Raw genomic sequence first — 25,530 nt, forward strand, 5'->3', positions numbered from 1 at the left:
ATGAACACCCGCCACGTCTTCTGGCTGCTGCTGTTCGCAGCGGCCGCGCCGGCGCAGGAGCGGCGCAACGTCTTCGACGACCCGTTCCTGCAGGTCAGTTCCGCGCTGCCCGGCTGCCCGGCGCCGCGGCCGCCCGGTTTCACGCCGGAGGAGGTCCGCAAGGAGGAGCATGCCCGCGCGCAGCACGGCACCAGCTGCTTCCACTCCGGCCGCTGCCGGCTGCCCAACTCCTTCCTGTACGACCAGGAGATCATCCCGCGCGTGAAGCAGTACATCGCGCGGGATGGACGCTTCGACGACACCTCCGTGTGGGTGCTGGGCGAGCGCCGGATCGTCACGCTCATGGGATGCGTGCGGACGAAGGAGCAGGCCGAGCAGATGGAGAAGGCGGTGCTGCTGGTGGACGACGTGATGGGGGTGGTGAACCACCTGATGGTGGGCACGAAGGGCAAGCCGAAGTACGAGCTGGCGAAGCCCTGAAGCCCGGTGCTTCCGAGAAAGAAAAAAGGCCCGCGCAAGCGGGCCTTCGTGCATGCGCAGGAAGCGATCAGCGATTGTCGATCGGCTTGACGTCGCGCTTGGTCGCGCCGACGTACAGCTGGCGCGGACGGCCGATCTTGTACTCGGGGTCGGCGATCATCTCGTTGAGCTGGGCGATCCAGCCGACCGTGCGGGCCAGCGCGAAGATCGCGGTGAACAGCGACACGGGGATGCCGATCGCGCGCTGCACGATGCCGGAGTAGAAGTCCACGTTCGGGTACAGCTTGCGCGAGACGAAGTACTCGTCTTCCAGCGCCACCTTCTCCAGGGCCATCGCCAGCTTGAACAGCGGGTCGTTGTGCAGGCCCAGGGCGTCCAGCACCTCGTGGCAGGTCTCGCGCATCAGCTTGGCGCGCGGGTCGTAGTTCTTGTACACGCGGTGCCCGAAGCCCATCAGCTTGACGTTGGAGTTCTTGTCCTTCACCTTGGACACGAACTCGCCGATCTTGGCCACGCCGCCCATCTTCTGGATGTCCTCCAGCATGTTCAGCGCCGCCTCGTTGGCGCCGCCGTGCGCCGGGCCCCACAGGCAGGCCACGCCGGCCGCGATCGCCGCGAAGGGGTTGGTGCCGGAGGAGCCGCACAGGCGCACCGTGGAGGTGGAGGCGTTCTGCTCGTGGTCGGCGTGCAGGATGAAGATGCGGTCCATCGCGCGCACCAGCACGTCGTTGGGCTCGTAGTCCTCGCAGGGCGTGGCGAACATCATGCGCATGAAGTTCGACGTGTAGCTCAGCGAGTTCTTCGGGTACATGTAGGGCTGGCCCATGGAGTACTTGTACGCCATGGCCACCAGCGTCGGCATCTTCGCGATCAGGCGGATCGCGGAGATCTCGCGGTGCTCGGGATTGTTGATGTCCGTGCTGTCGTGATAGAAGGCCGACAGCGCGCCCACCAGGCCCGTCATGACCGCCATCGGATGCGCATCGCGGCGGAAGCCGCGCAGGAAGAACTGCATCTGCTCGTTGACCATCGTGTGGTTGGTCACGCGCGAGACGAAGTCCGTCTTCTGCTGGGGGTTGGGCAGCTCGCCGTACAGCAGCAGGTAGCAGGTCTCGAGGTAGTCGCAGCTGGTCGCGAGCTGTTCGATCGGATAGCCGCGGTACAGCAGTTCGCCCTTGTCGCCGTCGATGTAGGTGATGGTCGACTGGCACGAGGCCGTGGACATGAAGCCCGGGTCGTACGTGAACATGCCGGTCTGCGCATACAGCTTGCGGATGTCGACCACGTCGGGGCCGATGGTGCCGTTGTACACGGGCAGCTCGACGCTCGGGCTGCCGTTGCTGAAGGACAGCGTGGCCTTGTTGTCAGCGAGTTTCATAAGGTTTCCTCAACAGGTATTCAATGCCCTGGGCGCGGCGATGCGGCCGGTCGGCGCAGCATCTCCAGCACGCCCCTCACGTCTGGACTATCCAGTTCGCCTTCCGGGTCCTTGCGGCGCAGCAGCAGGTCCAGCAGGTCGTTGTCGGCCAGATCCATCAGCTCCCCGAGTGCGCTGGCCTGGCGTACGGTCAGGCTCGCGGCGTACTGGTCGAAGAACCGCTCGATGAAGAGATCGTTCTCCAGCAGCCCGCGCCGGCAGCGCCAGCGCAGCTTGCTGAGTGCACGTTCGTCGAGCAGAGCTTCAGTCATTCTCCACCAAATGCTCAGACCGCGCGCCGCACCATCAATTCCTTGATCTTGCCGATCGCCATGGTCGGGTTGAGTCCCTTCGGGCAGACGTCGACGCAGTTCATGATGGTGTGGCAGCGGAACAGGCGGTACGGGTCTTCCAGGTTGTCCAGGCGCTCGCCCGTGGCCTGGTCGCGGCTGTCCGCGATGAAGCGGTAGGCCTGCAGCAGGCCGGCGGGCCCGACGAACTTGTCGGGGTTCCACCAGAAGCTGGGGCAGCTGGTGGAGCAGCTCGCGCACAGGATGCACTCGTACAGGCCATTGAGCTCATCGCGCTCTTCCGGCGACTGCAGGCGCTCGGTCTCGGGCGGGATGCTGTCGTTGACCAGGTAGGGCTTGATCGAGTGGTACTGCTTGAAGAACTGCGTCATGTCCACGATCAGGTCGCGGATCACGGGCAGGCCGGGCAGCGGCTTCAGGACGATGGGGTCCTTCAGCGTGAGCAGGTTGGTCAGGCAGGCCAGGCCGTTCTTGCCGTTGATGTTCATCGCGTCGGAGCCGCAGACGCCTTCGCGGCACGAGCGGCGGAAGGCGATCGTCGGGTCCTGCGCCTTGAGCTTCATCAGGGCGTCGAGCAGCATGCGCTCGTTGCCCTCCAGCTCGATCTCCACCGTCTGCATGTAAGGCTTGGCGTCCTTGTCCGGGTCGTAGCGGTAGATGTGGAAGGTGCGCTTTTGCATAGGGGGTATCCGTATCCTGAATCTAGGCGGGAATGGGGTGCGCAGAAGTACGTAATCAGAAAGTCCGGACCTTGGGCGGCACGGATTCCACCGACAGCGGCTTGAGCTTGACCGGCTTGTACGCCAGGCGGCTGCCTTCGCTGTACCACAGCGAGTGCTTCATCCAGTTGGCGTCGTCGCGGCCGAGGGGCGCCACCGGATCGTCGGCCGGGCGCTCGTAGTCGTTGACCGTGTGCGCGCCCCGGCACTCCTTGCGCGCCGCCGCCGACACGATGGTGGCCTGCGCCGCCTCGATCAGGTTCTCCACTTCCAGCGCTTCCACGCGGGCGGTGTTGAACACGCGCGACTTGTCCTTCAGGCCGATGGCGTCGACCCGGCTGCGCAGGGCGGCGATCTTGTGCACGCCTTCGTCCATGCTGGCCTGGGTGCGGAACACGCCCGCGTGGGCCTGCATGGAGGCGCGGATGTCGTTGGCGACGTCCTGCGAGTACTCGCCGGAGCTGGTGGACTCCAGGCGATTCAGGCGCTCCAGCGTGCGCTCGGCGGCGTCCGCCGGCAGCGGCTTGTGCGCCTTGGTCCTGCTCGCGAAATCCACGATGTGGTTGCCCGCGGCCTTGCCGAACACCAGCAGGTCCAGCAGCGAATTGGTGCCCAGGCGGTTGGCGCCGTGCACCGACACGCAGGAGCACTCGCCCACGGCGTACAGACCGTTGAGCGGGCTGTTGTCCTCGCCGTTCTTCTGCAGCACGACCTGGCCGTGGATGTTGGTGGGGATGCCGCCCATCTGGTAGTGGATGGTGGGCACGACCGGGATCGGTTCGCGCGTGATGTCCACGTTGGCGAAGTTGATGCCGATCTCGTAGACCGAGGGCAGGCGCTTGTGGATGGTTTCCGCGCCGAGATGGTCCAGCTTGAGCAGCACGTAGTCCTTGTTGGGACCGCAGCCGCGGCCTTCCTTGATCTCCTGGTCCATGGAGCGGGAGACGAAGTCGCGCGGCGCCAGGTCCTTGAGCGTGGGGGCATAGCGTTCCATGAAGCGCTCGCCGTTGCTGTTGAGCAGGATGGCGCCTTCGCCGCGGCAGCCTTCGGTCAGCAGCACACCCGCGCCGGCCACGCCGGTGGGGTGGAACTGCCAGAACTCCATGTCTTCCAGCGGGATGCCGGCGCGCGCCGCCATGCCCAGGCCGTCACCGGTGTTGATGAACGCGTTGGTCGAGGCCTGGAAGATGCGACCGGCACCGCCCGTGGCCAGCAGCACGGTCTTGGCGTGCAGCACGTGCAGGTCGCCCGTTTCCATCTCCAGCGCCGTTACGCCCACGACGTCGCCGTCGGCGTCGCGGATCAGGTCCAGCGCCATCCACTCGACGAAGAAGCTGGTGCGGGCCTTCACGTTCTGCTGGTACAGGGTGTGCAGCATCGCGTGGCCGGTGCGGTCGGCCGCGGCGCAGGCACGCTGCACGGGCTTCTCGCCGTAGTTGGCCGTGTGGCCGCCGAACGGCCGCTGGTAGATCGTGCCGTCGGGGTTGCGGTCGAAGGGCATGCCGAAGTGCTCGAGCTCGTACACGACCTTGGGCGCTTCCCGGCACATGAACTCGATCGCGTCCTGGTCCCCGAGCCAGTCGGAGCCCTTGACGGTGTCGTAGAAGTGGTAGTGCCAGTTGTCCTCGGACATGTTGCCCAGCGACGCACCGATGCCGCCCTGCGCGGCGACCGTGTGCGAACGGGTGGGGAACACCTTGGACAGCACGGCCACGTTCAGGCCGGCCAGGGACAGTTGCAGGGAGGCGCGCATGCCGGAGCCGCCGGCGCCCACGATGACGACGTCGAACTTGCGCGTCGCGATGTTGCTCTTGGTGTATGCCATTTGTTCTGTCCTCAGACCCGCCACAGGACCTGGATGGCCCAGCCCGCGCAGCCGATGAGCCACACGATGACCAGGATCTGCAGGACGAGGCGGATGCCGACGGGCTTGACGTAGTCCATCAGCACGTCGCGCATGCCCACCCACACGTGGTACAGCAGGCCGACGATGGTCGCGAAGGTGAGCATCTTCATCCACTGCGGATGGAAGATGCCGGCCCATGCGTAGTAGTCGACGGGGCCGCGGGTGAAGAGGACCTGCGCCAGCACCACCAGGGTGAACAGCGCCATGAGGGCGGCGGTGACGCGCTGGGCGAGCCAGTCGCGGGTGCCGTAGTGCGCACCGACGACGGTGCGGCGGGAGCCGTAGTTCACGTTCATGGTCCGTCCTAGTAAACGCCGAACAGCTTGAGGGCCAGCACGAGGGTGAGCACCAGGCTCAGGCCCAGCGTCACCAGCGCGGAGGTCGCGCCGAAGGACTTGCTCACCGCCTTGTGGCTCACGTCCATCCACAGGTGGCGCAGGCCGGCGATGAAGTGGTGCAGGTAGGCCCAGATCAAGGCCAGGCCCACCAGCTTGAGGGCCACGGCGGAGGCGCCGCCGCCGAAGGCCACGCGCAAGCGGTTGGACGACACCTCGGAGGACACCGAGAGGTCGAAGATCCACAGGATCAGCGGCAGCAGCACGAACATCAGCACGCCGCTGACGCGATGCAGGATGGAGACCCAGCCCGCGGCGGGCAGCCGGTATTTGGGCAGGTCCGTGAAGGCGTTGATGTTTCGGAATTCCGGCCGCTGCTTGGCGAGCTCTGTCATGCGTTTCTTTCTGGTGGCGGGGGGAGGTCGGGGGCCGACAACCCAAAATTCTATTGCAACGCAACAGAGTGCTACTACTGACTGACGTCGGCCTTGCCGTTCGTGCTCAGCTCAACTCGTTGCGGTAGTGGTGCGTGTCGGTGCGGTACAGGCCCCGGCGCAGCTCCATCGGTACGTCGTTGTACGTATAGGAAAGCCGCTCCACGGACAGCAGCGGCAACCCCTGCGGCAGCGCGAGCAGCGCCGCCTGCTGGCCGTCGGCGGCAACGGCGCGGATCTTCTCCTCGGCGCGCACCATGCGCACGCCGAACTCCAGTTCGAACAGCGCATAGGTCGGGCCCTGGTGCGCATCGAGCTGTTCGGCCGTCAGGCCCTTGAAGGCATTCCCGGGCAGCCACATGTCCTCCAGGATGGTGGGGACTCCCGAGAACGAGAGCACCCGCCGCACCTGCATGACCGGGTCGCCGGTGCGCAGCTGCAGCGCGCGCGCGATCTCCGCGCTGGCGCGCTGGCGCCGGCACTCCAGGATGCTGCGCTGCGCCGGCCCGTCCACGCCACCGTCGGGCACGAGCTTGAGGAAGCGGTAGCGCACGTGCTGCTCGGCGTGGGTGGCGACGAAGGTGCCTTTGCCCTGGCGGCGCACCACCAGGTTCTCGGCCGCGAGTTCGTCGATCGCCTTGCGCACCGTGCCCTGGCTGACGCGAAAGCGCGCGGCCAGCTCCATCTCGCTGGGGATCGCCTCGCCCGGCTTCCACTCCCCGGCCTCCAGGCTTTGCAGGATGAGCGCCTTGATCTGCTGGTACAGCGGGCTGAAGGCCGGCGTGCCGGACTCGGCAGGTCCGGCGGACGAATCAGGCGGGGGGAGTTGCTGGACGGCCATGGCTCAATCGCCGCGGGGGCGCAGAGAACGCACGGGAAGACGCGTGACGGAAGAAAGAAAATTCATTTCTCTGCGGCCTTCTGCGTTCTCGGCGCCTGTGCGGTGACGGTCGTTGCGACGTCTGCGGGGATGTCGCGGGAGACCCCGATGATATCTTATATAAGACATAAGACGCGTTGACCCACGAGGGTTTGCCCGGGTACACTCTCGCCCTGTCCCCGCAGGGCCGAACCCGGGCCTCGCGCACGCGAGCTTCCCCCCGCGCCCCACGCCGACTCCCGCTTATCTCATTCGCAGCCACTTCCATTCGGAGATTTCCATGAGCAAGAAGCCCGTTCGCGTCGCCGTCACCGGCGCCGCAGGCCAGATCGGTTACGCCCTGCTGTTCCGCATCGCCTCCGGCGAGATGCTGGGCAAGGACCAGCCCGTGATCCTGCAGCTGCTGGAGATCCCCGACGAGAAGGCCCAGAAGGCGCTCAAGGGCGTGATGATGGAACTGGAAGACTGCGCCTTCCCGCTGCTGGCCGGCATGGAAGCGCACAGCGACCCGATGACCGCCTTCAAGGACACCGACTACGCCCTGCTGGTCGGCGCCCGCCCGCGCGGTCCCGGCATGGAGCGCAAGGACCTGCTGTCCGCCAACGCCCAGATCTTCACGGCCCAGGGCAAGGCCCTGGACAAGGTCGCCTCGCGCAACGTCAAGGTGCTGGTGGTGGGCAACCCCGCCAACACCAACGCCTACATCGCGATGAAGAGCGCGCCCAGCCTGCCGCGCGAGAACTTCACCGCCATGCTGCGCCTGGACCACAACCGCGCGCTGTCGCAGATCGCCGCCAAGACGGGCGCCCAGGTCGCCGACATCGAGAAGCTGACCGTGTGGGGCAACCACTCGCCCACCATGTACGCCGACTACCGCTTCGCCACCGTCAAGGGCAAGCCGGTGAAGGACATGATCAACGACCAGGAGTGGAACAAGAACGTGTTCCTGCCCACCGTGGGCAAGCGCGGCGCCGCCATCATCGAGGCGCGCGGCCTGTCCTCCGCTGCTTCCGCCGCCAACGCCGCCATCGACCACATGCACGACTGGGCCCTGGGCAGCAACGGCAAGTGGGTCACGATGGGCATCCCCTCCAACGGCGACTACGGCATTCCCAAGGACATCATCTTCGGCTTCCCCGTCACCACCAAGGACGGCAAGTACGAGATCGTCAAGGGCCTGGACATCGACGCGTTCTCGCAGGAGCGCATCAACCTGACGCTCAAGGAGCTGCAGGAAGAGCAGCAAGGCGTCGCGCACCTGCTCTGACGTGGCATGTCATCCCGGCCCCGGGCCGGGATCCCTGGGGCGGTCGATCGAGACGCGCCATGGATGGCGGCCGGAGCCCGCCATGACATCCGACCCAGCACGATGACCCATCCCCGCGACATCCTCCTCGGCGCCCAGGCGCGCACCGGCACCTTGCCGGTGTGCGACCACTACAGCGGCGTCGAAGCGCGCATGCGCAAGAGCCTGCAGCTGCAGGAGGAGATGACGCAGGAGTTCGGCGCCTGCGTCTTCGACGTGACGCTGGATTGCGAGGACGGCGCCCCGGTGGGCGGCGAGGCGGAACACGCGGCCCTGGTGGTGGAACTGGCGCTGGGCGCCAAGCCGGATGCACGGGTCGCGGTGCGCGTGCACCCGGTGGACCATCCGGCGTTCGACAGCGACATCGCCACCATTGCCGGCAAGGCGGGCCACCGCCTGGTGCACGTCATGCTGCCGAAGGTGGAGCGCCCCGAGGACGTGGAGCGCGCGAGCCGTGCGCTCGACGCCGCCGGTGCCAAGGCTCTGCCGCTGCAGGGGCTCATCGAGTCGCCCGCGGCCGTCCACCGTGCCTTCGACATCGCGGCGCACCCGCGCATGCAGTCCCTCAGCTTCGGCCTGATGGACTTCGTCTCCGCGCACGGCGGTGCCATTCCCTCGCACGGAATGGGCGTGCAGGGCCAGTTCACGCATCCGCTGGTGGTGCGCGCCAAGCTGGAAATCTCTTCCGCCTGCCATGCCCACGGCAAGGTGCCCTCGCATGGCGTGGTCACCGAATTCAGGGACCAGGCGGCTTTCCGCGCCGCGGCGTCGCGCGCAGCCAACGAGTTTGGTTACACGCGCATGTGGAGCATCCACCCCGACCAGATCAGGTCGATCGTGGAAGTGTTCGCTCCCAGTGCCGACGAAATTCACAAGGCGACACAACTTCTTCGCGCCGCGGAGGCGGCGCAGTGGGCACCGATCAGCTTCGACGGCAAACTCGAAGACAGGGCGAGTTACCGCTACTACTGGCAGGTCCTGGAAAGGGCCCACCAGACCGGGCGGCCGCTGCCCCAAGAAGCACGCGCGTGGTTCGCGCGTCCCTAGGTCCCAGAGGAGAGTCGTCATGAAGAAGATTGCCATCGCCAGCATCCTGGTCGCCGCGTTCGCCGGCACCGCCTTCGCGCAGGCGCAGCAGCCGTCCGCCAAGCCCGCAGCCAAGGCCGCGGCGAAAGCGCCGGCCAAGTCCAGCCACCGCGAGAAGGTCGAACTGTCCACGCCGCTGGAGGAGAACGACCCCTCCGACAAGCTCACGCCCACGGAACTGGAGATCGCCAAGCGGGTGTACACGGGCGAGATCAAGTGCGAGCTCGGCGCGCACGTGAAGGTGACGGCGCGCCGCCGCGAGGGCTACTTCCTCGTGTCGCACGGCATCAACCGCTTCGTGATGCACCCCGTGGAGAGCAAGACCGGTGCGATCCGCCTCGAGGACCCCGCCCGCGGCGCCCTCTGGCTGCAGCTGGGCAACAAGTCCATGCTGATGAACCAGAAGGAAGGCAAGCGCCTGGCCGACGAGTGCCAGAGCCCCGAGCAGGTCACCTTTGCCACCGAAATGAAGAACCGCCCGCCGGTGAACCTGCTGGATGGAACGCCAGCCGGGGCAACGTCGGCGAAATGACGCCCCTTTGAACGGAGAGAGACCCCCATGTTGCAAGCCTACGTCGAACACGTTGCCGAGCGCGCCAAGCTCGGCATCCCCCCGCTGCCGCTGTCCGCCAAGCAGACCGCCGAAGTGATCGAGATGATCAAGTCGGCCCCGGCCAAGGAAGAAGCCTTCCTGCTGGACCTGCTGACGAACCGCGTGCCGCCCGGCGTGGACGACGCGGCCAAGGTGAAGGCCAGCTTCCTGGCCGCCGTGGCGCATGGGGATCTCTCGGTCAAGGCGCTGTCCAAGGCCAAGGCGACCGAGCTGCTCGGCACCATGGTCGGCGGCTACAACGTCAAGCCGCTGATCGACCTGCTCGACGACGCGGAAGTCGCGCCCATCGCCGCGGCCGGCCTGAAGAAGACGCTGCTGATGTTCGACTACTTCCACGATGTCGCGGAGAAGGCCAAGGCCAACAACGCGTTCGCCAGGGAAGTGATCCAGTCCTGGGCCGACGCCGAGTGGTTCACCAGCCGCCCGGAAGTGCCGCAGAAGATCACCGTCACCGTGTTCAAGGTGCCCGGCGAGACCAACACCGACGACCTGTCGCCCGCGCCCGATGCCTGGTCCCGTCCCGACATCCCGCTGCACACGCTGGCGATGCTGAAGAACTCGCGCCCCGGCACGGTGTTCAAGCCGGAAGAGGAGGGCAAGCGCGGCCCCATGAAATTCATCGAGGAGCTCAAGGCCAAGGGCCACCAGGTCGCCTACGTCGGCGACGTGGTCGGCACCGGCTCCTCGCGCAAGTCCGCCACCAACAGCGTGATCTGGGCCACGGGCCAGGACATCCCCTTCGTGCCGAACAAGCGCTTCGGCGGGGTCACGCTGGGCGGCAAGATCGCCCCGATCTTCTACAACACGCAGGAAGACTCCGGCGCGCTGCCGATCGAAGTGAACGTGGCCAAGCTGGAGACGGGCGACGTGATCGACGTCTATCCGTACGAAGGCACGATCGAGAAGGACGGCGCCGTCATCGAGCGCTTCCAGCTCAAGTCCGACGTGCTGCTGGACGAAGTGCGCGCCGGCGGCCGCATCAACCTGATCATCGGCCGCTCGCTCACCGCCAGCGCGCGCCAGTTCCTGGGCCTGGGCGCTTCCACCGCCTTCCGCCTGCCCAAGCCCCCGGTGGATTCCGGCAAGGGCTTCACGCTGGCGCAGAAGATGGTCGGCCGTGCCTGCGGCCTGCCCGAGGGCAAGGGCGTGCGTCCCGGCACCTACTGCGAGCCGCGCATGACCACCGTCGGCAGCCAGGACACCACCGGCCCGATGACCCGCGACGAGCTCAAGGACCTGGCCTGCCTGGGCTTCTCCGCCGACATGGTGATGCAGTCTTTCTGCCACACCGCGGCCTACCCGAAGCCGGTGGACGTGAAGACGCACCGCGAGCTGCCTGCCTTCATCAGCAACCGCGGCGGCGTGGCCCTCAAGCCCGGTGACGGCGTGATCCACAGCTGGCTGAACCGCCTGCTGCTGCCCGACACCGTGGGCACCGGCGGCGACAGCCACACGCGCTTCCCCATCGGCATCAGCTTCCCCGCCGGCTCCGGCCTCGTGGCCTTCGCCGCGGCCACCGGCGTGATGCCGCTGGACATGCCCGAGTCCGTGCTGGTGCGCTTCAAGGGCGAGATGCAGCCCGGCATCACCCTGCGCGACCTGGTGCACGCGATCCCCTTCTTCGCGATCAAGCAGGGCCTGCTGACCGTGGCCAAGGAGAACAAGAAGAACATCTTCTCCGGCCGCATCCTCGAGATCGAGGGCCTGCCGGACCTGAAGGTGGAACAGGCCTTCGAGCTGTCCGACGCCTCCGCCGAGCGCTCCGCCGCCGGCTGCACCGTGAAGCTGAACCCGGCGCCGATCAAGGAGTACCTGAACTCCAACGTCGTGCTGATGAAGAACATGATCGCCCAGGGTTACGCCGACAAGCGTTCGCTGGAGCGCCGCATCAAGGCCGTGGAGGCCTGGCTGGCCAAGCCCAGCCTGCTGGAAGGCGACCAGGACGCCGAATACGCCGCCGTGATCGAGATCGACCTGGCGTCGATCACCGAGCCGCTGCTGTGCTGCCCGAACGACCCGGACGACGTGAAGCCGCTGTCGGAAGTGCAGAACACCAAGATCGACGAGGCCTTCATCGGTTCGTGCATGACCAACATCGGCCACTTCCGGGCCGCCTCGCTGCTGCTCGAAGGCAAGCGTGACATCCCGGTCAAGCTGTGGGTCGCGCCGCCGACCAAGATGGACCAGGAGGAGCTGACCAAGGAAGGCCACTACGCCAACTTCGGCGGCGCCGGTGCGCGCACCGAGATGCCGGGCTGCTCGCTGTGCATGGGCAACCAGGCGCAGGTCAAGGAAGGCGCCACCGTGGTGTCGACCTCCACCCGCAACTTCCCCAACCGCCTGGGCAAGAACACGCAGGTGTTCCTGGCCTCGGCGGAGCTCGCGGCCATCGCCTCCAAGCTGGGGCGCCTGCCCACCGTCGGCGAGTACCAGGCCGACATGGGCGTGATCAACTCGCAGGGCGACAAGGTCTACCGCTACATGAACTTCGACCAGATCGCCGAGTACGCCGAGACGGCCAGGGAAGTCGCGGTCTGAGGGCCGGGACCCGGGTGGCGGCAGAGCGAAGCGAACCCCACCGCTGAAGAAAAGCGGCCCTGCGGCCGCTTTTTCTTTTGTAGCATGCCCGACGGCAAGAACACCAAGGAAAACAGTCCATGTTCCGTTCCTTCTTCCTCGACCGGCGCTGGTTCGCGTGGTCCATCCTCGGGACCATCCTGATCCTCGCGGCCACCTGGTACCGGGTGCAGCTCGACGTGCAGATCAACGAGTGGTTCGGCACCTTCTACGACCTGGTGCAGAACGCGCTGTCGAAACCGGGGAGCATCACGCTGGCGTCCTACTGGCAGCAGCTGTCGACCTTCCTGTCGATCGCGATGATCTACGTGACCGTGGCGGTGGTGCTGGACTTCTTCATCAAGCACTACATCTTCCGCTGGCGCCAGGCGATGAACGACTACTACATGGCGCACTGGCCGAAGCTGCGCACCGTGGAAGGCGCGGCGCAGCGGGTGCAGGAGGACACCATGCGCTTCGCCAGCATCATGGAAGGCCTGGGCGTGGACCTGGTGCGCAGCCTGATGACGCTGGCGGCCTTCGTGCCCATCCTGTGGGTGCTCTCGGACAAGATCACCGCGCTGCCCGTGATCGGCTCGATCCCGCATTCGCTGGTGTGGGTGTCGATCGGCTGGGCCTTGTTCGGCACCCTGCTGCTGGCCGTCACGGGCATCCTGCTGCCCGGCCTGCAGTTCCAGAACCAGCGGCGCGAGGCCGCCTACCGCAAGGAGCTGGTGTATGGCGAGGACGACGCCTCGCGCGCGCAGCGGCCCGTGGTGGCGGCACTGTTCCAGGAAGTGCGGCGCAACTACTTCCGCCTGTTCTTCCACTACCTGTACTTCGACGTGGTGAAGTGGTCCTACCTGCAGGTGAGCGTGCTGGTCCCGCTGATCGCGATCGGCCCCACGGTGGCCGCCGGCGTGATCACCCTGGGCGTGATGCAGCAGATCTCGCGCGCCTTCGACAAGGTGACGGAGTCCTTCCAGTACCTCGTGTACAGCTGGAGCACGATCGTGGAGCTGATCTCGGTGTACAAGCGCTTGCGCGCCTTCGAGTCGCGCATCGAGGAGCCGGATGCGGCGCCGCCGGACGATGGCCTGGTTCCGTTGAATCCGTGAGCCGGATGGCGCCGGGGTTCGCGCTCTCGCGCCTCCCGGCAGCGCGCCGCCGCCACCCCCGCGTGGTGACGCCGCGGCAGCCCAGTGCCTGCAGCGTTCAGGGGTAGTCGTAGAGTGGTGCCGAGCCTTCGGGCGAACCCCGCCGAAGGGCCTTGGCCACCGCGCGCAGGGCCCGCTCGCTGAACGCGTCCGCCGGGAAGAAGGTCTCCAGCGCCAGCTCCTGCAAGGTCACGTCGACCGGCGTGCCGAAGATGGTCGTGGTGCTGATCAGGTTCAGCTCCCCGTCCGGCGTTCGAAAGCGCAGCGGCACCGCGATGCCCAGCACCTCGCCCTCCAGGCGCGTGTCGCCGGCTCCCGGCGGCAGCGGGTAGCCGCGCAGCTCCTGTTCCAGCGCCTGCAGCGTCGCGTCGCCCGTCGCCTGGACCTGCTGCCGCAGGCGCTCGAACAGGTGGTGCCGCCACTGCCCCAGGTTGGCGATGCGCGGCGCGAGGCCCTGCGGATGCAGGCTCACCCGCAGCACGTTCAGCTGCGGCTGCAGCAGCGAGGCATCCACGCCCTGCAGCAGGTGCGGCACCACCGCGTTGTGGGCGATGAGGTTCCAGTGGCGGTCCACCGCGAGCGCGGGGTAGGGTTCGTGGCTGCGCAGGATCAGTTGCACCGCCTCGCGCGCGGCAGCCAGGGCGGGATCTTCCAGCGGCCGCTGGCGGTACATGGGCGCATAGCCCGCCGCGATCAGCAGCGCATTGCGTTCGCGCAGCGGCACGTCCAGGCGCTCCGCCAGCCGCAGCACCATCTCGCGGCTGGGCGCCGAGCGGCCGGTCTCCACGAAACTGAGGTGCCGCGTGGAGATCTCCGCTTCGCTGGCGAGATCCAGCTGGCTCATGCGCCGGCGCAGCCGCCAGTCGCGCAGGTGTTCACCGAAGGGCCGCAGCTGCGAAGCCGGCGCCGCGGACGAGGCGAGTGCGATGTCCATGGGCTGCATGGTAGAGCGGCGGCCCACCGGCTTCCATGACCCGCGAGGTCATGGCCTTGCCGCCCGTCGGTGCGGACCGTGCGGGGCTGCCCAGCGGAGGGAGCGGTGATGAACGAGGGCACTTCCCCGACGCCTGCCCCGGGCGCGCGCGTGCCGCCGCCTGGGCCTGAGCTGTGCCGGGCCATGGCATCTTGGTATGCTGGCGTCCCGGCGCGTTCGCGCCCCAGCACGTCCCGTCTTCCCGCATCCATGACCCGCGTTATCAACTTCAGCCCCGGCCCCGCCACCCTTCCCGAGCCTGTCCTGCGCCAGGCCGCCGCGGAGATGCTGGACTGGAACGGCTGCGGCATGTCCGTCATGGAGATGAGCCACCGCGGCAAGGAGTTCATGGGCATCCACGCCGAGGCGGAGGACCTGCTCGCCGAGCTGATGGGCATCCCCTCCACCCACCAGATCCTGTTCATGCAGGGCGGCGCGATCGGCGAGAACGCGATCGTCCCGATGAACCTGATCGGCGCGACTGGCAAGGCCGACTACGTGCTGACCGGCGACTGGTCGAAGAAGTCGTACCAGGAAGCGAAGACCTTCGGCACGATCAGCGTGTCCGCGACCGGCGAGGCCAGCAAGTTCACCGCGATTCCCAAGCAGGCGCAGTGGAAGCTGGACCCCGGTGCGTCCTACGTCCACATCTGCTCCAACGAGACCATAGGCGGCGTGCAGTTCCACTGGACGCCCGACACGGGCAAGGTGCCGCTGGTGGCCGACATGTCCTCGGACATCCTGTCGCGGCCGATCGACGTCACGCGGTACGGCCTGATCTACGCCGGCGCGCAGAAGAACATCGGCCCCTCGGGCCTGACCATCGTCGTCGTGCGCAAGGACCTGCTCGGCCACGCGCTGCCGGTCACGCCCAGCGCCTTCAACTACCAGGTGCAGGGCGAGAACGACTCCATGTACAACACCCCGCCCACCTATGCGATCTACATCGCGGGGCTCGTGCTCAAGCACGTCAAGGGGCTGGGCGGCATGGCGGCCATCGCCGAGCACAACGCGCGCAAGGCCAAGGTCCTCTACGATTTCCTCGATGGCAGCAGCTTCTTCCGCAACCCGATCGCCCGGGAGGACCGCTCGCTCATGAACGTGCCGTTCTGGCTGAAGGACGACGCGCTGGATGCGGCCTTCCTGCAAGGCGCGCAGCAGCGCGGCATGGTCCAGCTCAAGGGGCACCGCTCGGTGGGCGGCATGCGCGCCTCCATCTACAACGCCATGCCGCTGGAGGGCGTGCAGGCGCTGGTGAAGTACCTGCAGGAGTTCGAAAAGGAACATGGATAAGACGCAGTCCTTCGGGGTCCTGGTCCTCAACCAGATCTCGAGGGCTGGTCTCGAGCGGCTGCCCGCGGGCCGCTACCGCACGGGCAAGGACATCGCGCAGCCCGACGCCATCCTGGTGCGCTCCGCCGACCTGCACGGCATGGACATCCCGGCATCGGTGCAGGCCATCGCGCGGGCCGGCGCCGGCACCAACAACATTCCGATCCCGGCCCTGAGCGCCCGGGGCGTCCCCGTCTTCAACGCCCCGGGCGGCAACGCCAATGCCGTCAAGGAACTCGTGCTCGCCGGCATGCTGATGGCCGCGCGGCGGCTGGGCGAGGCGCAGCGCTTCGTCGACACGCTGCAAGCCTCGGCCGGCGATCTCGAGAAGGTGGTGGAAGAGGGCAAGAAGGCATTCGCCGGCTTCGAGCTCTGCAACCAGACCCTGGGCGTGATCGGGCTGGGCAAGGTGGGGTCGCTGGTGGCGGATGCGGCGATCAAGCTGGGCATGAACGTGATGGGCTACGACCCGGACATCACCGTCGATGCCGCCTGGAGCCTGCCTTCGCAGGTGCAACGCGCCACCAGCGTCGAGGACGTGCTCAAGCATTGCCTTTTCGTCACCCTGCACGTGCCCCTGGTGGCCGCCACGCGCCACCTCGTGAACGCGAAGAACCTGGCGCTGATGCAGGCGGAAGGCGTGATCCTCAACTTCTCGCGCGAGGGCGTGGTCGACGATGCGGCCGTGCTGGCCGCGCTGGACGCGCGCCAACTCGGCCATTACGTCTGCGACTTCCCGCAACCCGCCATCCTGCGGCACGCGCGCGTGATCGCCTTGCCCCACCTCGGTGCGTCCACGCGCGAGGCCGAGGACAACTGCGCGATCATGGTCGCCGAGCAGCTGCGCGACTTCCTGGAGCACGGCAACGTGCGCAACGCCGTCAACTTCCCCGACGTGCGCATGGGCCGCGGCTCCTCCTGGCGCGTGGCCATCGCCAACGCCAATGTCCCCAACATGCTGGGCCAGATCTCCACCGCCATGGCGCAGGCGGGCCTGAACATCCACAACATGGTGAACAAGTCGCGCGGCGAGATGGCCTACACCCTGGTCGACGTGGACAGCCCGGTGGGCGAGCCGGTGCTCGCGGCGCTGCGCGCCATCGCGGGCGTGCTGTCGGTCCGTTACCTGCCGCTCGATTCCTGAGCGCCCCCCGGGCCGCCGGGTGGCGGCACAATGAGGAAAAGCAACAACGAGAGGTAGCGAGATGGCTCACGCGTTCGCCGAAACACTCCAGAGCTTCAAGGCCGGCACCGGGCTGGGTGGAAAGTTCTACTCCCTGCCCGCGCTCGCGGCGCAGTTCCCCAACGTCAAGCGGCTGCCGCTGTCCATGCGCATCGTGCTGGAGTCCGTGCTGCGCAACTGCGACGGCCGCAAGGTCACCGCCGAACACGTCGCGCAGGTCGCCAACTGGCAGCCGAATGCGGAACGCACCCAGGAGATCCCGTTCACCGTCGCACGCGTGGTGCTGCAGGACTTCACCGGCGTGCCGCTGCTGGCAGACCTGGCCGCGATGCGCAGCGCGGCGCAGCGCCTGGGCAAGGACGTGAACCGCATCGAGCCGCTGGTGCCGGTCGACCTGGTGGTGGACCACTCGATCATGGTCGATTACTACGGGCAGAAGAATGCGATCGACCTGAACATGAAGCTGGAGTTCCAGCGCAACCGCGAGCGCTACCAGTTCATGAAGTGGGGCATGCAGGCCTTCGACACCTTCCGCGTCGTGCCGCCCGGCTTCGGCATCGTGCACCAGGTGAACCTGGAGTACCTGGCGCGCGGCGTGCACCGCGGCGCCGACGACGTCGTGTACTTCGACTCGCTGGTGGGCACCGACAGCCACACGACGATGATCAACGGCATCGGCGTGGTCGGCTGGGGCGTGGGCGGCATCGAAGGCGAGGCCGCGATGCTGGGGCAGCCGGTGTACTTCCTCACGCCCGACGTCGTGGGCTTCGAGCTCTCGGGCAAGCTGCGCGAAGGCTGTACCGCGACCGACCTGGTGCTGACCGTCACCGAGCTGCTGCGCAAGCACAAGGTGGTCGGCAAGTTCGTCGAGTTCTTCGGCGAAGGCACCCGCAGCATCGCCGTGCCGGACCGCGCCACCATCGGCAACATGGCGCCGGAGTACGGCGCCACCATGGGCTTCTTCCCGGTGGACGAGCGCACCATCGACTACTTCGAGGGCACGGGCCGCAGCAAGGAGGAGATCCAGCTGCTGGAGCACTACTTCCGGGCCCAGGGCATGTTCGGCGTGCCCAGGCCGGGCGAACTGGATTACTCGCAGGTGGTGCGGCTGGACCTCGGCGAGGTCACGCCCAGCCTGTCGGGCCCCAAGCGGCCGCAGGACCGCATCGAGATCGGCAAGGTGGCCGCCACCTTCGAGTCGCTGTTCTCCAAGCCCGTCAGGGAAAACGGCTTCAACAAGTCGCCCGACCTGCTGCAGACGCGCCACCTGGTGCACAAGCCGGGCGTGAACCTGATGGAGGAGCGCCTGCCGCAGGACAACCCGCCGGTGCCGGTGGACGCGCCGCGCTTCGAGCTGGAGATGCAGGCCAACAAGCCCACGCCGCCCTCGGCCCGCACGATGTCGGTGCCGCCCGTGGAAGTGGGCGACGTCACCATCGGCAACGGCGACGTGCTGATCGCCGCGATCACGAGCTGCACCAACACCTCCAACCCGGGCGTGATGCTGGCCGCGGGCCTGCTGGCGAAGAAGGCGGTGGAGAAGGGCCTGAAGGTGCAGCCGCACATCAAGACCTCGCTGGCGCCGGGATCGCGCATGGTCACCGAGTACCTGCGCGACGCCAAGCTGCTGCCCTACCTGGAGCAGCTCGGGTTCACGCTGGCCGGCTACGGCTGCACCACCTGCATCGGCAATTCGGGCGACCTCACCTCGGAGATCAACGAGGCGATCAACCAGAGCGACCTGGTCTGCGCCGCGGTGCTCTCGGGCAACCGCAACTTCGAGGCGCGCATCCACCCCAACATCAAGGCCAACTTCCTGGCGAGCCCGCCGCTGGTGGTGGCCTACGCGCTGGCCGGCACGATGCTCAAGGACCTGATGACGCAGCCGGTGGGCCAGGACGACCAGGGCCGGGACGTCTGGCTGGGCGACATCTGGCCCTCCAGCGACGAGGTGAACAAGCTGATGAAGTACGCGATGAACGCCAAGGGCTACCGGGCGAACTACGCGAAGGTCAAGAGCGACCCGGGCGAGCTGTGGAAGGACATCGAGGGCGTCTCGGGCGAGACCTACGACTGGCCCGAGAGCACCTACATCGCCGAGCCGCCGTTCTTCGAGGGCTTCACCCTGGAGGTGTCGCCCACGTCCGCGGCGGGCGGCACGGCCGGCGCCGCGCAGCCGCATGCGGTGCGCAATGCGCGGATCATGGCGCTGTTCGGGGACTCGATCACCACCGACCACATCTCGCCCGCCGGCTCCATCAAGGACACCTCGCCCGCGGGGCGCTGGCTGCAGGAGCACGGCGTGCTCAAGCCCGACTTCAACAGCTACGGCTCGCGCCGCGGCAACCACGAGGTGATGATGCGGGGCACCTTCGCCAACGTGCGCATCAAGAACCTGATGCTGCCCGCGGGGCCGGACGGCTCGCGCAAGGAAGGCGGCTACACCCTCTACCGCGGCGACGACGGCCAGGCGGAGCAGATGTTCATCTACGACGCCGCGATGAAGTACATGGCGCAAGGGCGTGCGACGGTGGTGTTCGCCGGCGAGGAATACGGCACGGGCTCGTCGCGTGACTGGGCGGCCAAGGGCACGCAGCTGCTGGGGATCAAGGCGGTGGTGGCGCGCAGCTTCGAGCGCATCCACCGCAGCAACCTGGTGGGCATGGGCGTGCTGCCGCTGCAGTTCCAGGGCGACACGAGCTGGCAGTCGCTGGGGCTCACGGGCGAGGAGCTGATCGACATCGAGATCGACCCGCAGCTGAAGCCGCAAAGCAGCGCGGCGCTGATCATCCGCCGGCCCGACGGCTCCAGCCAGGAAGTCAAGCTCACGCTGCGCATCGACACGCCGATCGAGGTCGACTACTACCGCCACGGCGGCATCCTGCCCTACGTGCTGAGGCAGCTGCTGGCCCAGTGAGGCGCGCCGCGCGGCCGCCCGAAGGCGCGCGCCCTCTGCGCTTGCGCAGGGGGAAGGCGCAGGCCGCGCAGCGGCCAGGCCCGGGGGAGGATTCCGATGTTTGAACTGCTGGTGGCCGGCGGCGGGATCGCCGGCCTCGCGGCCGCGATCGCGGCCCGGCGTGCCGGGTGGGAGGCGCGCCTGTTCGAGCAGGCCGCGGAGTTCTCCGAGGTCGGTGCGGGCATCCAGCTGGGACCGAACGCCACGCGCATCCTGCGCGAGTGGGGCCTGTCCGGGCCGGACTTGCGGGCGGCCGCGCCGCCGCACTTGCGCGTGCGCGACGGCGTCGACGGCACCGTGCTCGCCGCGCTCCCGCTCGGTGCCGACTTCGAGCGGCGCTATGGCGCGCCTTACCTCACCGTGCACCGCGCGGACCTCCACGCGGCCTTGCTGCTCGGGGCGCGGGAGGCGGGCACGCGCCTGCATCCGGCCTGCCGGGTCCTGGGCGTGGAGGAAAAGGCGGACGCCGTCGCCTTGCGCACGGAACGCGCGAGCGGCGTGGAAGGCGATGCGCTGGCCGTGGCGGACGGCGTCTGGAGCAGCCTGCGCGCCCTGGTCGTGCCCGACGGCGCACCGCGGGCGACCGGGCACCTCGCCTACCGGGGCATGGCGCGGCAGCAGGACCTGCCGCCGAGGCTGCGCAGCAACGAGGTGACGGTCTGGCTGGCGCCGCGCATGCATCTCGTCACCTATCCCGTGCGCGACGGCGAATGGCTCAACGCGGTGTGCATCGTCGAAGGCACGCAGCCGGGCGATCCGCGCGACTGGGACCATGCGGCGTCGCAGGCCCAGCTGGAAGCGGCCCTGGGGCCGGTGTGTGCGCCGGTGCGCGAGCGCGTGGCCTCGCTGCCCGAATGGCGCCTGTGGGTGCTGCATGCGCGCAAGCCGGTCGCCTCGGCGGAGGCGCTGGCGCGCGGGCGCATCGCGTTGCTGGGGGATGCCGCCCATCCCATGCGGCCTTACCTGGCGCAGGGTGCGGGGACGGCGATCGAGGACGCGCGGGAACTGCAGCGCGTGCTGTCGGTGGCCGACGGGCGCGTGATGGACGTCGCCACCGCCATGCGCCGCTATGCGCTCAGCCGCTGGGAACGGGTGGCCAAGGTGCAGGAACGCTCCGGGCGCAACGGGGCGATCTTCCACGCGACGGGGGCCTTGCGCGTCGCGCGGAACACGGCCTTGCGGACGCTGGGAGCCAAGCTGCTGGACCAGCCGTGGTTGTACCGATGACGGGGACCGGTGTCGCTGGCGTTCGGCCTACAGCTCCGTGCGCAACTGCCAGATCTCCGGAAACAGCACCACGTCCAGCATCTTGCGCAGGTAGCTCACGCCGCCGGTGCCGCCCGTGCCGCGCTTGAACCCGATCACGCGCTCCACGGTCGTCACGTGCCGGAAGCGCCACAGGCGGAAGGCGTCCTCCAGGTCGGTGAGTTCCTCGCCGAGCTGGTACAGGTCCCAGTTGTCCTGCGGCGCCCGATACACCTTCAGCCAGGCCTGCTCGACTTCCTTGCTCGCCTGGTAAGGCTGCGTCCAGTCCCGCTCGGTGTGCGACTGCGGCACGGGCAGCCCGCGCCGCGCGAGCAGGCGCAGCGCCTCGTCGTACAGCGAGGGCGCCTCGTACGCCGCCTGCACCACCGACAGCCGCTCCGGATGGTGCGAGTGCGGCTTGAGCATCGCCGCGTTCTTGTTCCCGAGCCGGAACTCGATGCAGCGGTACTGCCAGCTCTGGAAGCCGCTGGAGTTGGCCAGGTAGGGCCGGATCGCGCTGTATTCCGGCGGCGTCATCGTCGCCAGCACGTCCCAGGCGTGCACCAGCTGCTCCATGATGCGGGACACGCGCGCCAGCATCTTGAACGCCGGCGGCAGCTGGTCCTGCGCGATGCTCGCGATGGCCGCCGACAGCTCGTGCAGCATCAGCTTCATCCACAGCTCGCTGGTCTGGTGCTGCACGATGAACAGCATCTCGTTGTGGTCGGGCGAGAGCGGCTTCTGCGCCGACAGGATCGCGTCGAGCTGCAGGTAGTCGCCGTAGCTCATGTCGCGGCTGAAATCCAGCTGCGCACGCTCGGCGTGGACGATGTCTTCGGGCTTGTTCGTCATGGTCAGGTGACCGCCTGCTGGCGGTTGAACTCGGGCCGCTGCCATTCCTGCGTCGCCAGCACCTCGCGCAGGTGCTCCACCGCGTTCCACACATCCTCGAAGCCCAGGTACAAGGGCGTGAAGCCGAAGCGCAGGATGTCGGGACGCCCGGCGCGGAAGTCGCCGATCACGCCGCGCGCGATCAGGGCCTGCACGATGGCGTAGGCGCCGCTCTCGCGCGTGAGGCAGACCTGCGAGCCGCGCCGCGCATGTTCCCGCGGCGTCGCCAGCCCCAGTCCGTGGCCGGCGCAGCGTTCCTCCACCAGCGCGATGAACAGGTCCGTCAGCGCCAGCGACTTGCGGCGCAGCGCCGGCATGCCTCCCAGCGGCTGCGCGGCGAGCAGCGTGTCCAGGCCGCATTCCAGCGCCGTCATGCTCAGGATGGGCTGGGTGCCGCACAGGTAGCGCGCGATGCCCGCCGCCGGCTGGTAGTCGTGCGTGAAGGCGAACGGTGCCGCATGGCTCCACCAGCCCGAGAGCGGCTGCCAGAAACGGTCGGCATGGCGCGGATGGACCCAGACGAAGGCGGGAGCGCCCGGCCCGCCATTGAGGTACTTGTAGCCGCAGCCGATGGCGAAGTCCGCCGCGGCGCCGCGCAGGTCGACCTCCACCGCGCCGGCGCTGTGCGCGAGGTCCCAGACGACCAGCGCGCCGGCCGCATGGGCCGCGCGCGTGACGGCGGCCATGTCGTGCATGGCGCCGGTGCGGTAGTTGACGTGCGTGAGCATCAGCACGGCGGTGCGGTCGTCCAGCGCCGCGGGGATCTGCTCCGCCTGCAGGAGCTGCAGATCCAGGCCCCGCTCGCGGCACAGGCCCTCGGCGATGTAGAGGTCGGTGGGGAAGTTGCTGCGCTCGCTGATGACGGTACGCCGGGCCGGGGAATCCGCCGCGCAGATCGACAGCGCGGCGCTGAGCACCTTGAACAGGTTGATCGAGGTGCTGTCGGTGGCCACGACTTCGCCCGGACCGGCGCCGATGAGGGCCGCGATCCTGTCGCCCAGGCGCGCCGGCATCTCGTACCAGCCGGCCGTGTTCCAGGAGCGGATCAGCCCTTCCCCCCATTCCTGGCGCACGGCGCGCGCGATGCGCTCCGGCGCCGCCAGCGGCATCGGGCCCAGCGAATTGCCATCGAGGTAGATCACGCCTGGCGGCAGGGTGAAGAGTTCGCGCAGCGAGCGCAGCGGGTCTTGCGCGTCGAGGGCGCGGCAGTCTTGCAGCGTGAGCATCAGGACACCTCCGTGCTTCGCACTACGGCGACAGCCCCTTCGGGCGGCCGTGCGGGGCTGGGCAGGCTTCGCAGGACGGCACGCACCGGGGAGGCGTCCGCCGTCATGAGTTTCAGGGGCAGGGCGATCAGCTCGTAGTCGCCTTCGGGCACCGCATCGAGCACCAGGTTCTCCAGCACCCGCAGGCCGCGGCGGCGGATCACCTGGTGGCTGTCCAGCGTCTTGCTGTCGGCCGGGTCGATGCTGGCGGTGTCTATGCCGACCAGGCGCACGCCGAGGTCCGCCAGGCGCTCCAGCGTCTGCGGCGCATACGCGGCCAGGTGCGGGTCCCAGCGCTGCACCGGCGCGCGTTCGTAGGTGCGCACCAGCACGCGCGGCGGCAGCTCGTGCAGCGCGTGCGCCAGGTGCTCCCAGTGCACCAGCGGGCCGCGGGCGATCGCGTGGATCACCCGGCAGCGTCCGAGGTAGGGGTCCAGGTCGAGCGCGCCCACCGGCACGCCCTGCGGGTCGTAGTGCAGCGGCGCATCGGCATGGGCCCCCACGTGCGGCGACAGCGTGAGCGTGCTGACGTTGACCGGGCAACCGGGCGTGATGGTGGCGGCCCAGGCCTGGCGGTACGGCGTGTCGCCGGGGAAGACGGGCGCGCCTTCCTGCACCGGTGGAGAGATGTCCCAGAGGCGTGGCATGCGGCGCAGTGTGCGCCGCGGCCGGACGGCGTGGTGTCGGTTGCTTCCAACAGCCCGCAAAAATCCTTCAGGCTTAAAGCATCGCGGCGTCCAGCGGCGCGAGGCCGTGCCGGGCGCGTGCCTTCTCGCAGGCCGGGCTGCCCGGCTCGAGTTCGCGGCAGGGGTTGGGCCGCCACTCGTAGATGCCGCAGGCGGCGCGCTCGCCGACCTTGCCGCTGAGCGCGGCGCAACGCACGGGCAGGTGGTCGGTGCCGCGCATGCGCCAGGTGCTGCCCGTCACCTCGACGGCGAGGCCCATGGGCACGGTCCCGCCCAGGTCCTGCAGTTCGAAGGCGGAGAAGTCGACGCGGTAGGCGGCGCAGCAGGCGCCGCAGCGCAGGCAGGGATGGGCGGGATTTTCTTGTGACATTTCAACGTCAACGCAAGGCGCGGTGCGGCCGTTGGGGCAGGACTGTATGCGGATACAGTTCACCCCACACCCCGGAGGCCCCATGGAACTGCAGATCGCCCGGCAGATTATCGACACCCTGGCGCAAGGCATTCATCCGATCACCGGAGAGGCCATGCCCGAAGACAGCCCGTACAACGCGCCGCCGGTGATCCGGGCCCTGCACGCCGTGTCGCGTGCGCTCGAAGGCGCGGACCCGGGTGTCGTCCCCTCGCCGGGGCCGGACAAGCCGCGCGGCAGCCCGCCGCCCAACGCCGGCAAGAAGTGGACGGAGCAGGAGGACGCGGCCCTGGAGACGGCCTTCGACGCCGGCGTCGCCCTCAGGCAGGTTGCGAAGGAGCTGGGGCGCACCGCCTTCGCGGTGGAGCAGCGCCTGGTGAAGCTGGGCAAGATCGAGGCGAACGCCGGGGGAGGGCGCTACGGCAAGGGTTCGGCGGCGATGACCTGAACAGGCGCCTGCAGGGCAGGCGGCTACTCGCCGACGCGCCCGAGCAGGAGGTACTCCATGAGCGCCTTCTGCACGTGCATGCGGTTCTCCGCCTCGTCCCACACCACCGACTGCGGGCCGTCGATCACGTCGGCTTCCACTTCCTCGCCGCGGTGGGCGGGCAGGCAGTGCATGAACAGGGCGTCGGGCTTGGCCACGCGCATCATTTCCGTGTCGACGCACCAGTCGGCGAAGGCCCTGCGGCGTTCCTCGTTCTCGGCTTCGAAGCCCATGCTGGTCCACACGTCGGTGGTGACGAGGTCGGCGCCGCGGCAGGCTTCCATCGGGTCGCGGAAGACCTTGTAGCTCTCGCTGGAGCGGATGCCGGCGATGTCCTGGTCCACCTCGTAGCCGCTGGGCGTGCTCACGTGCACCGTGAAGCCCAGGAGCTCCGCCGCCTGCAGCCAGGTGTTGGCCATGTTGTTGCCGTCGCCCACCCAGGCCACGACGCGGCCCCGGATCGAGCCGCGGTGCTCGATGTAGGTGAAGATGTCCGCCAGGATCTGGCAGGGGTGGAACTCGTTGGTCAGGCCGTTGATCACGGGCACGCGCGAGTGCTCCGCGAAGCGCTCGATCTTGTCCTGGCCGAAGGTGCGGATCATCACCAGGTCCACCATGCGGCTGATCACCTTGGCGCTGTCCTCGATCGGTTCGGCGCGACCGAGCTGGCTGTCGCCGGTGGTGAGGTGCACCACGGAGCCACCGAGCTGGTACATGCCGGCCTCGAAGCTCACGCGCGTGCGCGTGGAGGCCTTCTCGAAGATCATGGCCAGCGTGCGGTCGGCCAGCGGGTGGTATTTCTCGTAGGCCTTGAACTTGCGCTTGATCTCCGCCGCGCGGCGGAACAGCCACTCGTGCTCCTCGGTGCTGAAGTCGCTGAACTGCAGGAAATGCTTGCCCATG

The 25,530-nt window shown here is 68.2% G+C and carries 24 protein-coding genes; 11 read left to right on the forward strand and 13 right to left on the reverse strand.

The features are described from left to right. Nucleotides 1-480, forward strand: a complete 480-nt coding sequence (locus AC3EGR_RS14850; protein WP_488547269.1) for a BON domain-containing protein — start codon at nucleotides 1-3, stop codon at nucleotides 478-480. Between the two features lie 67 nt (nucleotides 481-547). Here AC3EGR_RS14850 and gltA read toward each other — a convergent pair whose 3' ends face one another. The 7 genes from gltA to AC3EGR_RS14885 all read right to left on the reverse strand — a co-directional run bounded on the left by gltA (nucleotide 548) and on the right by AC3EGR_RS14885 (nucleotide 6,443). Continuing rightward, nucleotides 548-1,858 (reverse strand): citrate synthase, encoded by a 1,311-nt coding sequence (gltA, locus tag AC3EGR_RS14855; protein WP_488547270.1) that lies wholly within the window; start codon nucleotides 1,856-1,858, stop codon nucleotides 548-550. 20 nt (nucleotides 1,859-1,878) lie between these two features. Further along, on the reverse strand, nucleotides 1,879-2,169 hold the full coding sequence (locus tag AC3EGR_RS14860; RefSeq protein WP_488547271.1) for an FAD assembly factor SdhE: 291 nt from the start codon (nucleotides 2,167-2,169) through the stop codon (nucleotides 1,879-1,881). Nucleotides 2,170-2,183: 14 nt separating this feature from the next. After that, entirely contained in the window at nucleotides 2,184-2,888 is a 705-nt protein-coding gene (locus AC3EGR_RS14865) for a succinate dehydrogenase iron-sulfur subunit (RefSeq protein WP_488547272.1), read from the reverse strand. Nucleotides 2,889-2,943: 55 nt separating this feature from the next. Continuing rightward, the gene (gene sdhA / locus AC3EGR_RS14870; RefSeq protein ID WP_488547273.1) at nucleotides 2,944-4,752 is read right to left on the reverse strand and encodes a succinate dehydrogenase flavoprotein subunit; all 1,809 of its coding nucleotides are present in this window, start codon (nucleotides 4,750-4,752) and stop codon (nucleotides 2,944-2,946) included. A gap of 11 nt (nucleotides 4,753-4,763) precedes the next feature. Further along, nucleotides 4,764-5,129 carry a succinate dehydrogenase, hydrophobic membrane anchor protein gene (gene sdhD / locus AC3EGR_RS14875; protein ID WP_488547274.1) on the reverse strand — a complete coding sequence of 122 codons (366 nt, stop codon included), beginning with the start codon at nucleotides 5,127-5,129 and terminating at the stop codon, nucleotides 4,764-4,766. Between the two features lie 8 nt (nucleotides 5,130-5,137). Further along, nucleotides 5,138-5,563 (reverse strand): succinate dehydrogenase, cytochrome b556 subunit, encoded by a 426-nt coding sequence (gene sdhC, locus AC3EGR_RS14880; RefSeq protein ID WP_488547275.1) that lies wholly within the window; start codon nucleotides 5,561-5,563, stop codon nucleotides 5,138-5,140. A 106-nt stretch (nucleotides 5,564-5,669) separates the two neighbouring features. Continuing rightward, nucleotides 5,670-6,443, reverse strand: a complete 774-nt coding sequence (locus AC3EGR_RS14885) for a GntR family transcriptional regulator (RefSeq protein WP_488547276.1) — start codon at nucleotides 6,441-6,443, stop codon at nucleotides 5,670-5,672. A 319-nt stretch (nucleotides 6,444-6,762) separates the two neighbouring features. Between AC3EGR_RS14885 and AC3EGR_RS14890 the strand changes: the two genes are divergently transcribed. The 5 genes from AC3EGR_RS14890 (at nucleotide 6,763) to sbmA (ending at nucleotide 13,161) form a co-directional block, all read left to right on the forward strand. Further along, nucleotides 6,763-7,749, forward strand: a complete 987-nt coding sequence (locus AC3EGR_RS14890; protein ID WP_488547277.1) for a malate dehydrogenase — start codon at nucleotides 6,763-6,765, stop codon at nucleotides 7,747-7,749. Nucleotides 7,750-7,851: 102 nt separating this feature from the next. After that, nucleotides 7,852-8,835, forward strand: a complete 984-nt coding sequence (locus AC3EGR_RS14895) for an HpcH/HpaI aldolase/citrate lyase family protein (RefSeq protein ID WP_488547278.1) — start codon at nucleotides 7,852-7,854, stop codon at nucleotides 8,833-8,835. Nucleotides 8,836-8,854: 19 nt separating this feature from the next. Further along, nucleotides 8,855-9,406: a hypothetical protein gene (locus tag AC3EGR_RS14900; RefSeq protein WP_488547279.1), complete on the forward strand. Its 552-nt coding sequence runs from the start codon at nucleotides 8,855-8,857 to the stop codon at nucleotides 9,404-9,406. A 27-nt stretch (nucleotides 9,407-9,433) separates the two neighbouring features. Next, nucleotides 9,434-12,025 carry a bifunctional aconitate hydratase 2/2-methylisocitrate dehydratase gene (acnB, locus tag AC3EGR_RS14905; RefSeq protein ID WP_488547280.1) on the forward strand — a complete coding sequence of 864 codons (2,592 nt, stop codon included), beginning with the start codon at nucleotides 9,434-9,436 and terminating at the stop codon, nucleotides 12,023-12,025. 119 nt (nucleotides 12,026-12,144) lie between these two features. After that, a complete protein-coding gene (sbmA, locus tag AC3EGR_RS14910; protein WP_488547281.1) occupies nucleotides 12,145-13,161 on the forward strand; it encodes a peptide antibiotic transporter SbmA in 1,017 nt (338 codons plus the stop codon). Between the two features lie 97 nt (nucleotides 13,162-13,258). On the opposite strand, the gene AC3EGR_RS14915 is transcribed toward sbmA, so the two are convergent. Next, the gene (locus AC3EGR_RS14915; RefSeq protein WP_488547282.1) at nucleotides 13,259-14,134 is read right to left on the reverse strand and encodes a helix-turn-helix domain-containing protein; all 876 of its coding nucleotides are present in this window, start codon (nucleotides 14,132-14,134) and stop codon (nucleotides 13,259-13,261) included. A 249-nt stretch (nucleotides 14,135-14,383) separates the two neighbouring features. Between AC3EGR_RS14915 and serC the strand changes: the two genes are divergently transcribed. From serC to AC3EGR_RS14935, 4 genes are all read left to right on the forward strand, one after another. Then, nucleotides 14,384-15,466 (forward strand): 3-phosphoserine/phosphohydroxythreonine transaminase, encoded by a 1,083-nt coding sequence (serC, locus tag AC3EGR_RS14920; protein WP_488547283.1) that lies wholly within the window; start codon nucleotides 14,384-14,386, stop codon nucleotides 15,464-15,466. Continuing rightward, complete coding sequence (locus AC3EGR_RS14925; RefSeq protein WP_488547284.1) at nucleotides 15,459-16,649, forward strand: phosphoglycerate dehydrogenase; 1,191 nt, start codon at nucleotides 15,459-15,461, stop codon at nucleotides 16,647-16,649. Before serC ends, AC3EGR_RS14925 begins: the two co-directional genes overlap by 8 nt. A gap of 61 nt (nucleotides 16,650-16,710) precedes the next feature. After that, complete coding sequence (locus tag AC3EGR_RS14930; RefSeq protein WP_488547285.1) at nucleotides 16,711-19,605, forward strand: aconitate hydratase; 2,895 nt, start codon at nucleotides 16,711-16,713, stop codon at nucleotides 19,603-19,605. Between the two features lie 96 nt (nucleotides 19,606-19,701). Continuing rightward, on the forward strand, nucleotides 19,702-20,871 hold the full coding sequence (locus AC3EGR_RS14935) for an FAD-dependent monooxygenase (protein WP_488547286.1): 1,170 nt from the start codon (nucleotides 19,702-19,704) through the stop codon (nucleotides 20,869-20,871). Nucleotides 20,872-20,898: 27 nt separating this feature from the next. Here AC3EGR_RS14935 and kynA read toward each other — a convergent pair whose 3' ends face one another. The 4 genes from kynA to AC3EGR_RS14955 form a co-directional block, all read right to left on the reverse strand. Next, nucleotides 20,899-21,741 carry a tryptophan 2,3-dioxygenase gene (gene kynA, locus AC3EGR_RS14940; protein ID WP_488547287.1) on the reverse strand — a complete coding sequence of 281 codons (843 nt, stop codon included), beginning with the start codon at nucleotides 21,739-21,741 and terminating at the stop codon, nucleotides 20,899-20,901. Between the two features lie 2 nt (nucleotides 21,742-21,743). Then, the gene (gene kynU / locus AC3EGR_RS14945) at nucleotides 21,744-23,006 is read right to left on the reverse strand and encodes a kynureninase (protein ID WP_488547288.1); all 1,263 of its coding nucleotides are present in this window, start codon (nucleotides 23,004-23,006) and stop codon (nucleotides 21,744-21,746) included. Continuing rightward, the gene (gene kynB, locus AC3EGR_RS14950) at nucleotides 23,006-23,692 is read right to left on the reverse strand and encodes an arylformamidase (RefSeq protein ID WP_488547289.1); all 687 of its coding nucleotides are present in this window, start codon (nucleotides 23,690-23,692) and stop codon (nucleotides 23,006-23,008) included. Before kynB ends, kynU begins: the two co-directional genes overlap by 1 nt. Nucleotides 23,693-23,765: 73 nt before the next feature. Next, nucleotides 23,766-24,101 (reverse strand): YkgJ family cysteine cluster protein, encoded by a 336-nt coding sequence (locus AC3EGR_RS14955; RefSeq protein ID WP_488547290.1) that lies wholly within the window; start codon nucleotides 24,099-24,101, stop codon nucleotides 23,766-23,768. Nucleotides 24,102-24,183: 82 nt separating this feature from the next. Between AC3EGR_RS14955 and AC3EGR_RS14960 the strand changes: the two genes are divergently transcribed. Next, the gene (locus tag AC3EGR_RS14960) at nucleotides 24,184-24,588 is read left to right on the forward strand and encodes a hypothetical protein (protein ID WP_488547291.1); all 405 of its coding nucleotides are present in this window, start codon (nucleotides 24,184-24,186) and stop codon (nucleotides 24,586-24,588) included. A gap of 23 nt (nucleotides 24,589-24,611) precedes the next feature. On the opposite strand, the gene argF is transcribed toward AC3EGR_RS14960, so the two are convergent. Next, a complete protein-coding gene (argF, locus tag AC3EGR_RS14965; RefSeq protein WP_488547292.1) occupies nucleotides 24,612-25,529 on the reverse strand; it encodes an ornithine carbamoyltransferase in 918 nt (305 codons plus the stop codon). Nucleotide 25,530: the final 1 nt, after the last annotated feature.

The organism is Ramlibacter sp. G4-7 (assembly GCF_057784995.1).

What these genes read in the sequence shown, in the direction of transcription:
- sbmA (WP_488547281.1), top strand. Translation starts at nt 12,145, where the DNA reads ATGTTCCGTTCCTTCTTCCTCGACCGGCGCTGGTTCGCGTGGTCCATC.
- AC3EGR_RS14930 (WP_488547285.1), top strand. Translation starts at nt 16,711, where the DNA reads ATGGCTCACGCGTTCGCCGAAACACTCCAGAGCTTCAAGGCCGGCACC.
- gltA (WP_488547270.1), bottom strand. Translation starts at nt 1,858, where the DNA reads ATGAAACTCGCTGACAACAAGGCCACGCTGTCCTTCAGCAACGGCAGC.
- sdhC (WP_488547275.1), bottom strand. Translation starts at nt 5,563, where the DNA reads ATGACAGAGCTCGCCAAGCAGCGGCCGGAATTCCGAAACATCAACGCC.
- AC3EGR_RS14860 (WP_488547271.1), bottom strand. Translation starts at nt 2,169, where the DNA reads ATGACTGAAGCTCTGCTCGACGAACGTGCACTCAGCAAGCTGCGCTGG.
- AC3EGR_RS14935 (WP_488547286.1), top strand. Translation starts at nt 19,702, where the DNA reads ATGTTTGAACTGCTGGTGGCCGGCGGCGGGATCGCCGGCCTCGCGGCC.
- kynB (WP_488547289.1), bottom strand. Translation starts at nt 23,692, where the DNA reads ATGCCACGCCTCTGGGACATCTCTCCACCGGTGCAGGAAGGCGCGCCC.
- sdhD (WP_488547274.1), bottom strand. Translation starts at nt 5,129, where the DNA reads ATGAACGTGAACTACGGCTCCCGCCGCACCGTCGTCGGTGCGCACTAC.
- AC3EGR_RS14900 (WP_488547279.1), top strand. Translation starts at nt 8,855, where the DNA reads ATGAAGAAGATTGCCATCGCCAGCATCCTGGTCGCCGCGTTCGCCGGC.
- kynA (WP_488547287.1), bottom strand. Translation starts at nt 21,741, where the DNA reads ATGACGAACAAGCCCGAAGACATCGTCCACGCCGAGCGTGCGCAGCTG.
- AC3EGR_RS14895 (WP_488547278.1), top strand. Translation starts at nt 7,852, where the DNA reads ATGACCCATCCCCGCGACATCCTCCTCGGCGCCCAGGCGCGCACCGGC.
- acnB (WP_488547280.1), top strand. Translation starts at nt 9,434, where the DNA reads ATGTTGCAAGCCTACGTCGAACACGTTGCCGAGCGCGCCAAGCTCGGC.
- AC3EGR_RS14925 (WP_488547284.1), top strand. Translation starts at nt 15,459, where the DNA reads ATGGATAAGACGCAGTCCTTCGGGGTCCTGGTCCTCAACCAGATCTCG.
- AC3EGR_RS14960 (WP_488547291.1), top strand. Translation starts at nt 24,184, where the DNA reads ATGGAACTGCAGATCGCCCGGCAGATTATCGACACCCTGGCGCAAGGC.
- AC3EGR_RS14955 (WP_488547290.1), bottom strand. Translation starts at nt 24,101, where the DNA reads ATGTCACAAGAAAATCCCGCCCATCCCTGCCTGCGCTGCGGCGCCTGC.
- AC3EGR_RS14890 (WP_488547277.1), top strand. Translation starts at nt 6,763, where the DNA reads ATGAGCAAGAAGCCCGTTCGCGTCGCCGTCACCGGCGCCGCAGGCCAG.
- AC3EGR_RS14865 (WP_488547272.1), bottom strand. Translation starts at nt 2,888, where the DNA reads ATGCAAAAGCGCACCTTCCACATCTACCGCTACGACCCGGACAAGGAC.
- sdhA (WP_488547273.1), bottom strand. Translation starts at nt 4,752, where the DNA reads ATGGCATACACCAAGAGCAACATCGCGACGCGCAAGTTCGACGTCGTC.
- serC (WP_488547283.1), top strand. Translation starts at nt 14,384, where the DNA reads ATGACCCGCGTTATCAACTTCAGCCCCGGCCCCGCCACCCTTCCCGAG.
- AC3EGR_RS14850 (WP_488547269.1), top strand. Translation starts at nt 1, where the DNA reads ATGAACACCCGCCACGTCTTCTGGCTGCTGCTGTTCGCAGCGGCCGCG.
- AC3EGR_RS14885 (WP_488547276.1), bottom strand. Translation starts at nt 6,443, where the DNA reads ATGGCCGTCCAGCAACTCCCCCCGCCTGATTCGTCCGCCGGACCTGCC.
- kynU (WP_488547288.1), bottom strand. Translation starts at nt 23,006, where the DNA reads ATGCTCACGCTGCAAGACTGCCGCGCCCTCGACGCGCAAGACCCGCTG.
- AC3EGR_RS14915 (WP_488547282.1), bottom strand. Translation starts at nt 14,134, where the DNA reads ATGGACATCGCACTCGCCTCGTCCGCGGCGCCGGCTTCGCAGCTGCGG.
- argF (WP_488547292.1), bottom strand. Translation starts at nt 25,529, where the DNA reads ATGGGCAAGCATTTCCTGCAGTTCAGCGACTTCAGCACCGAGGAGCAC.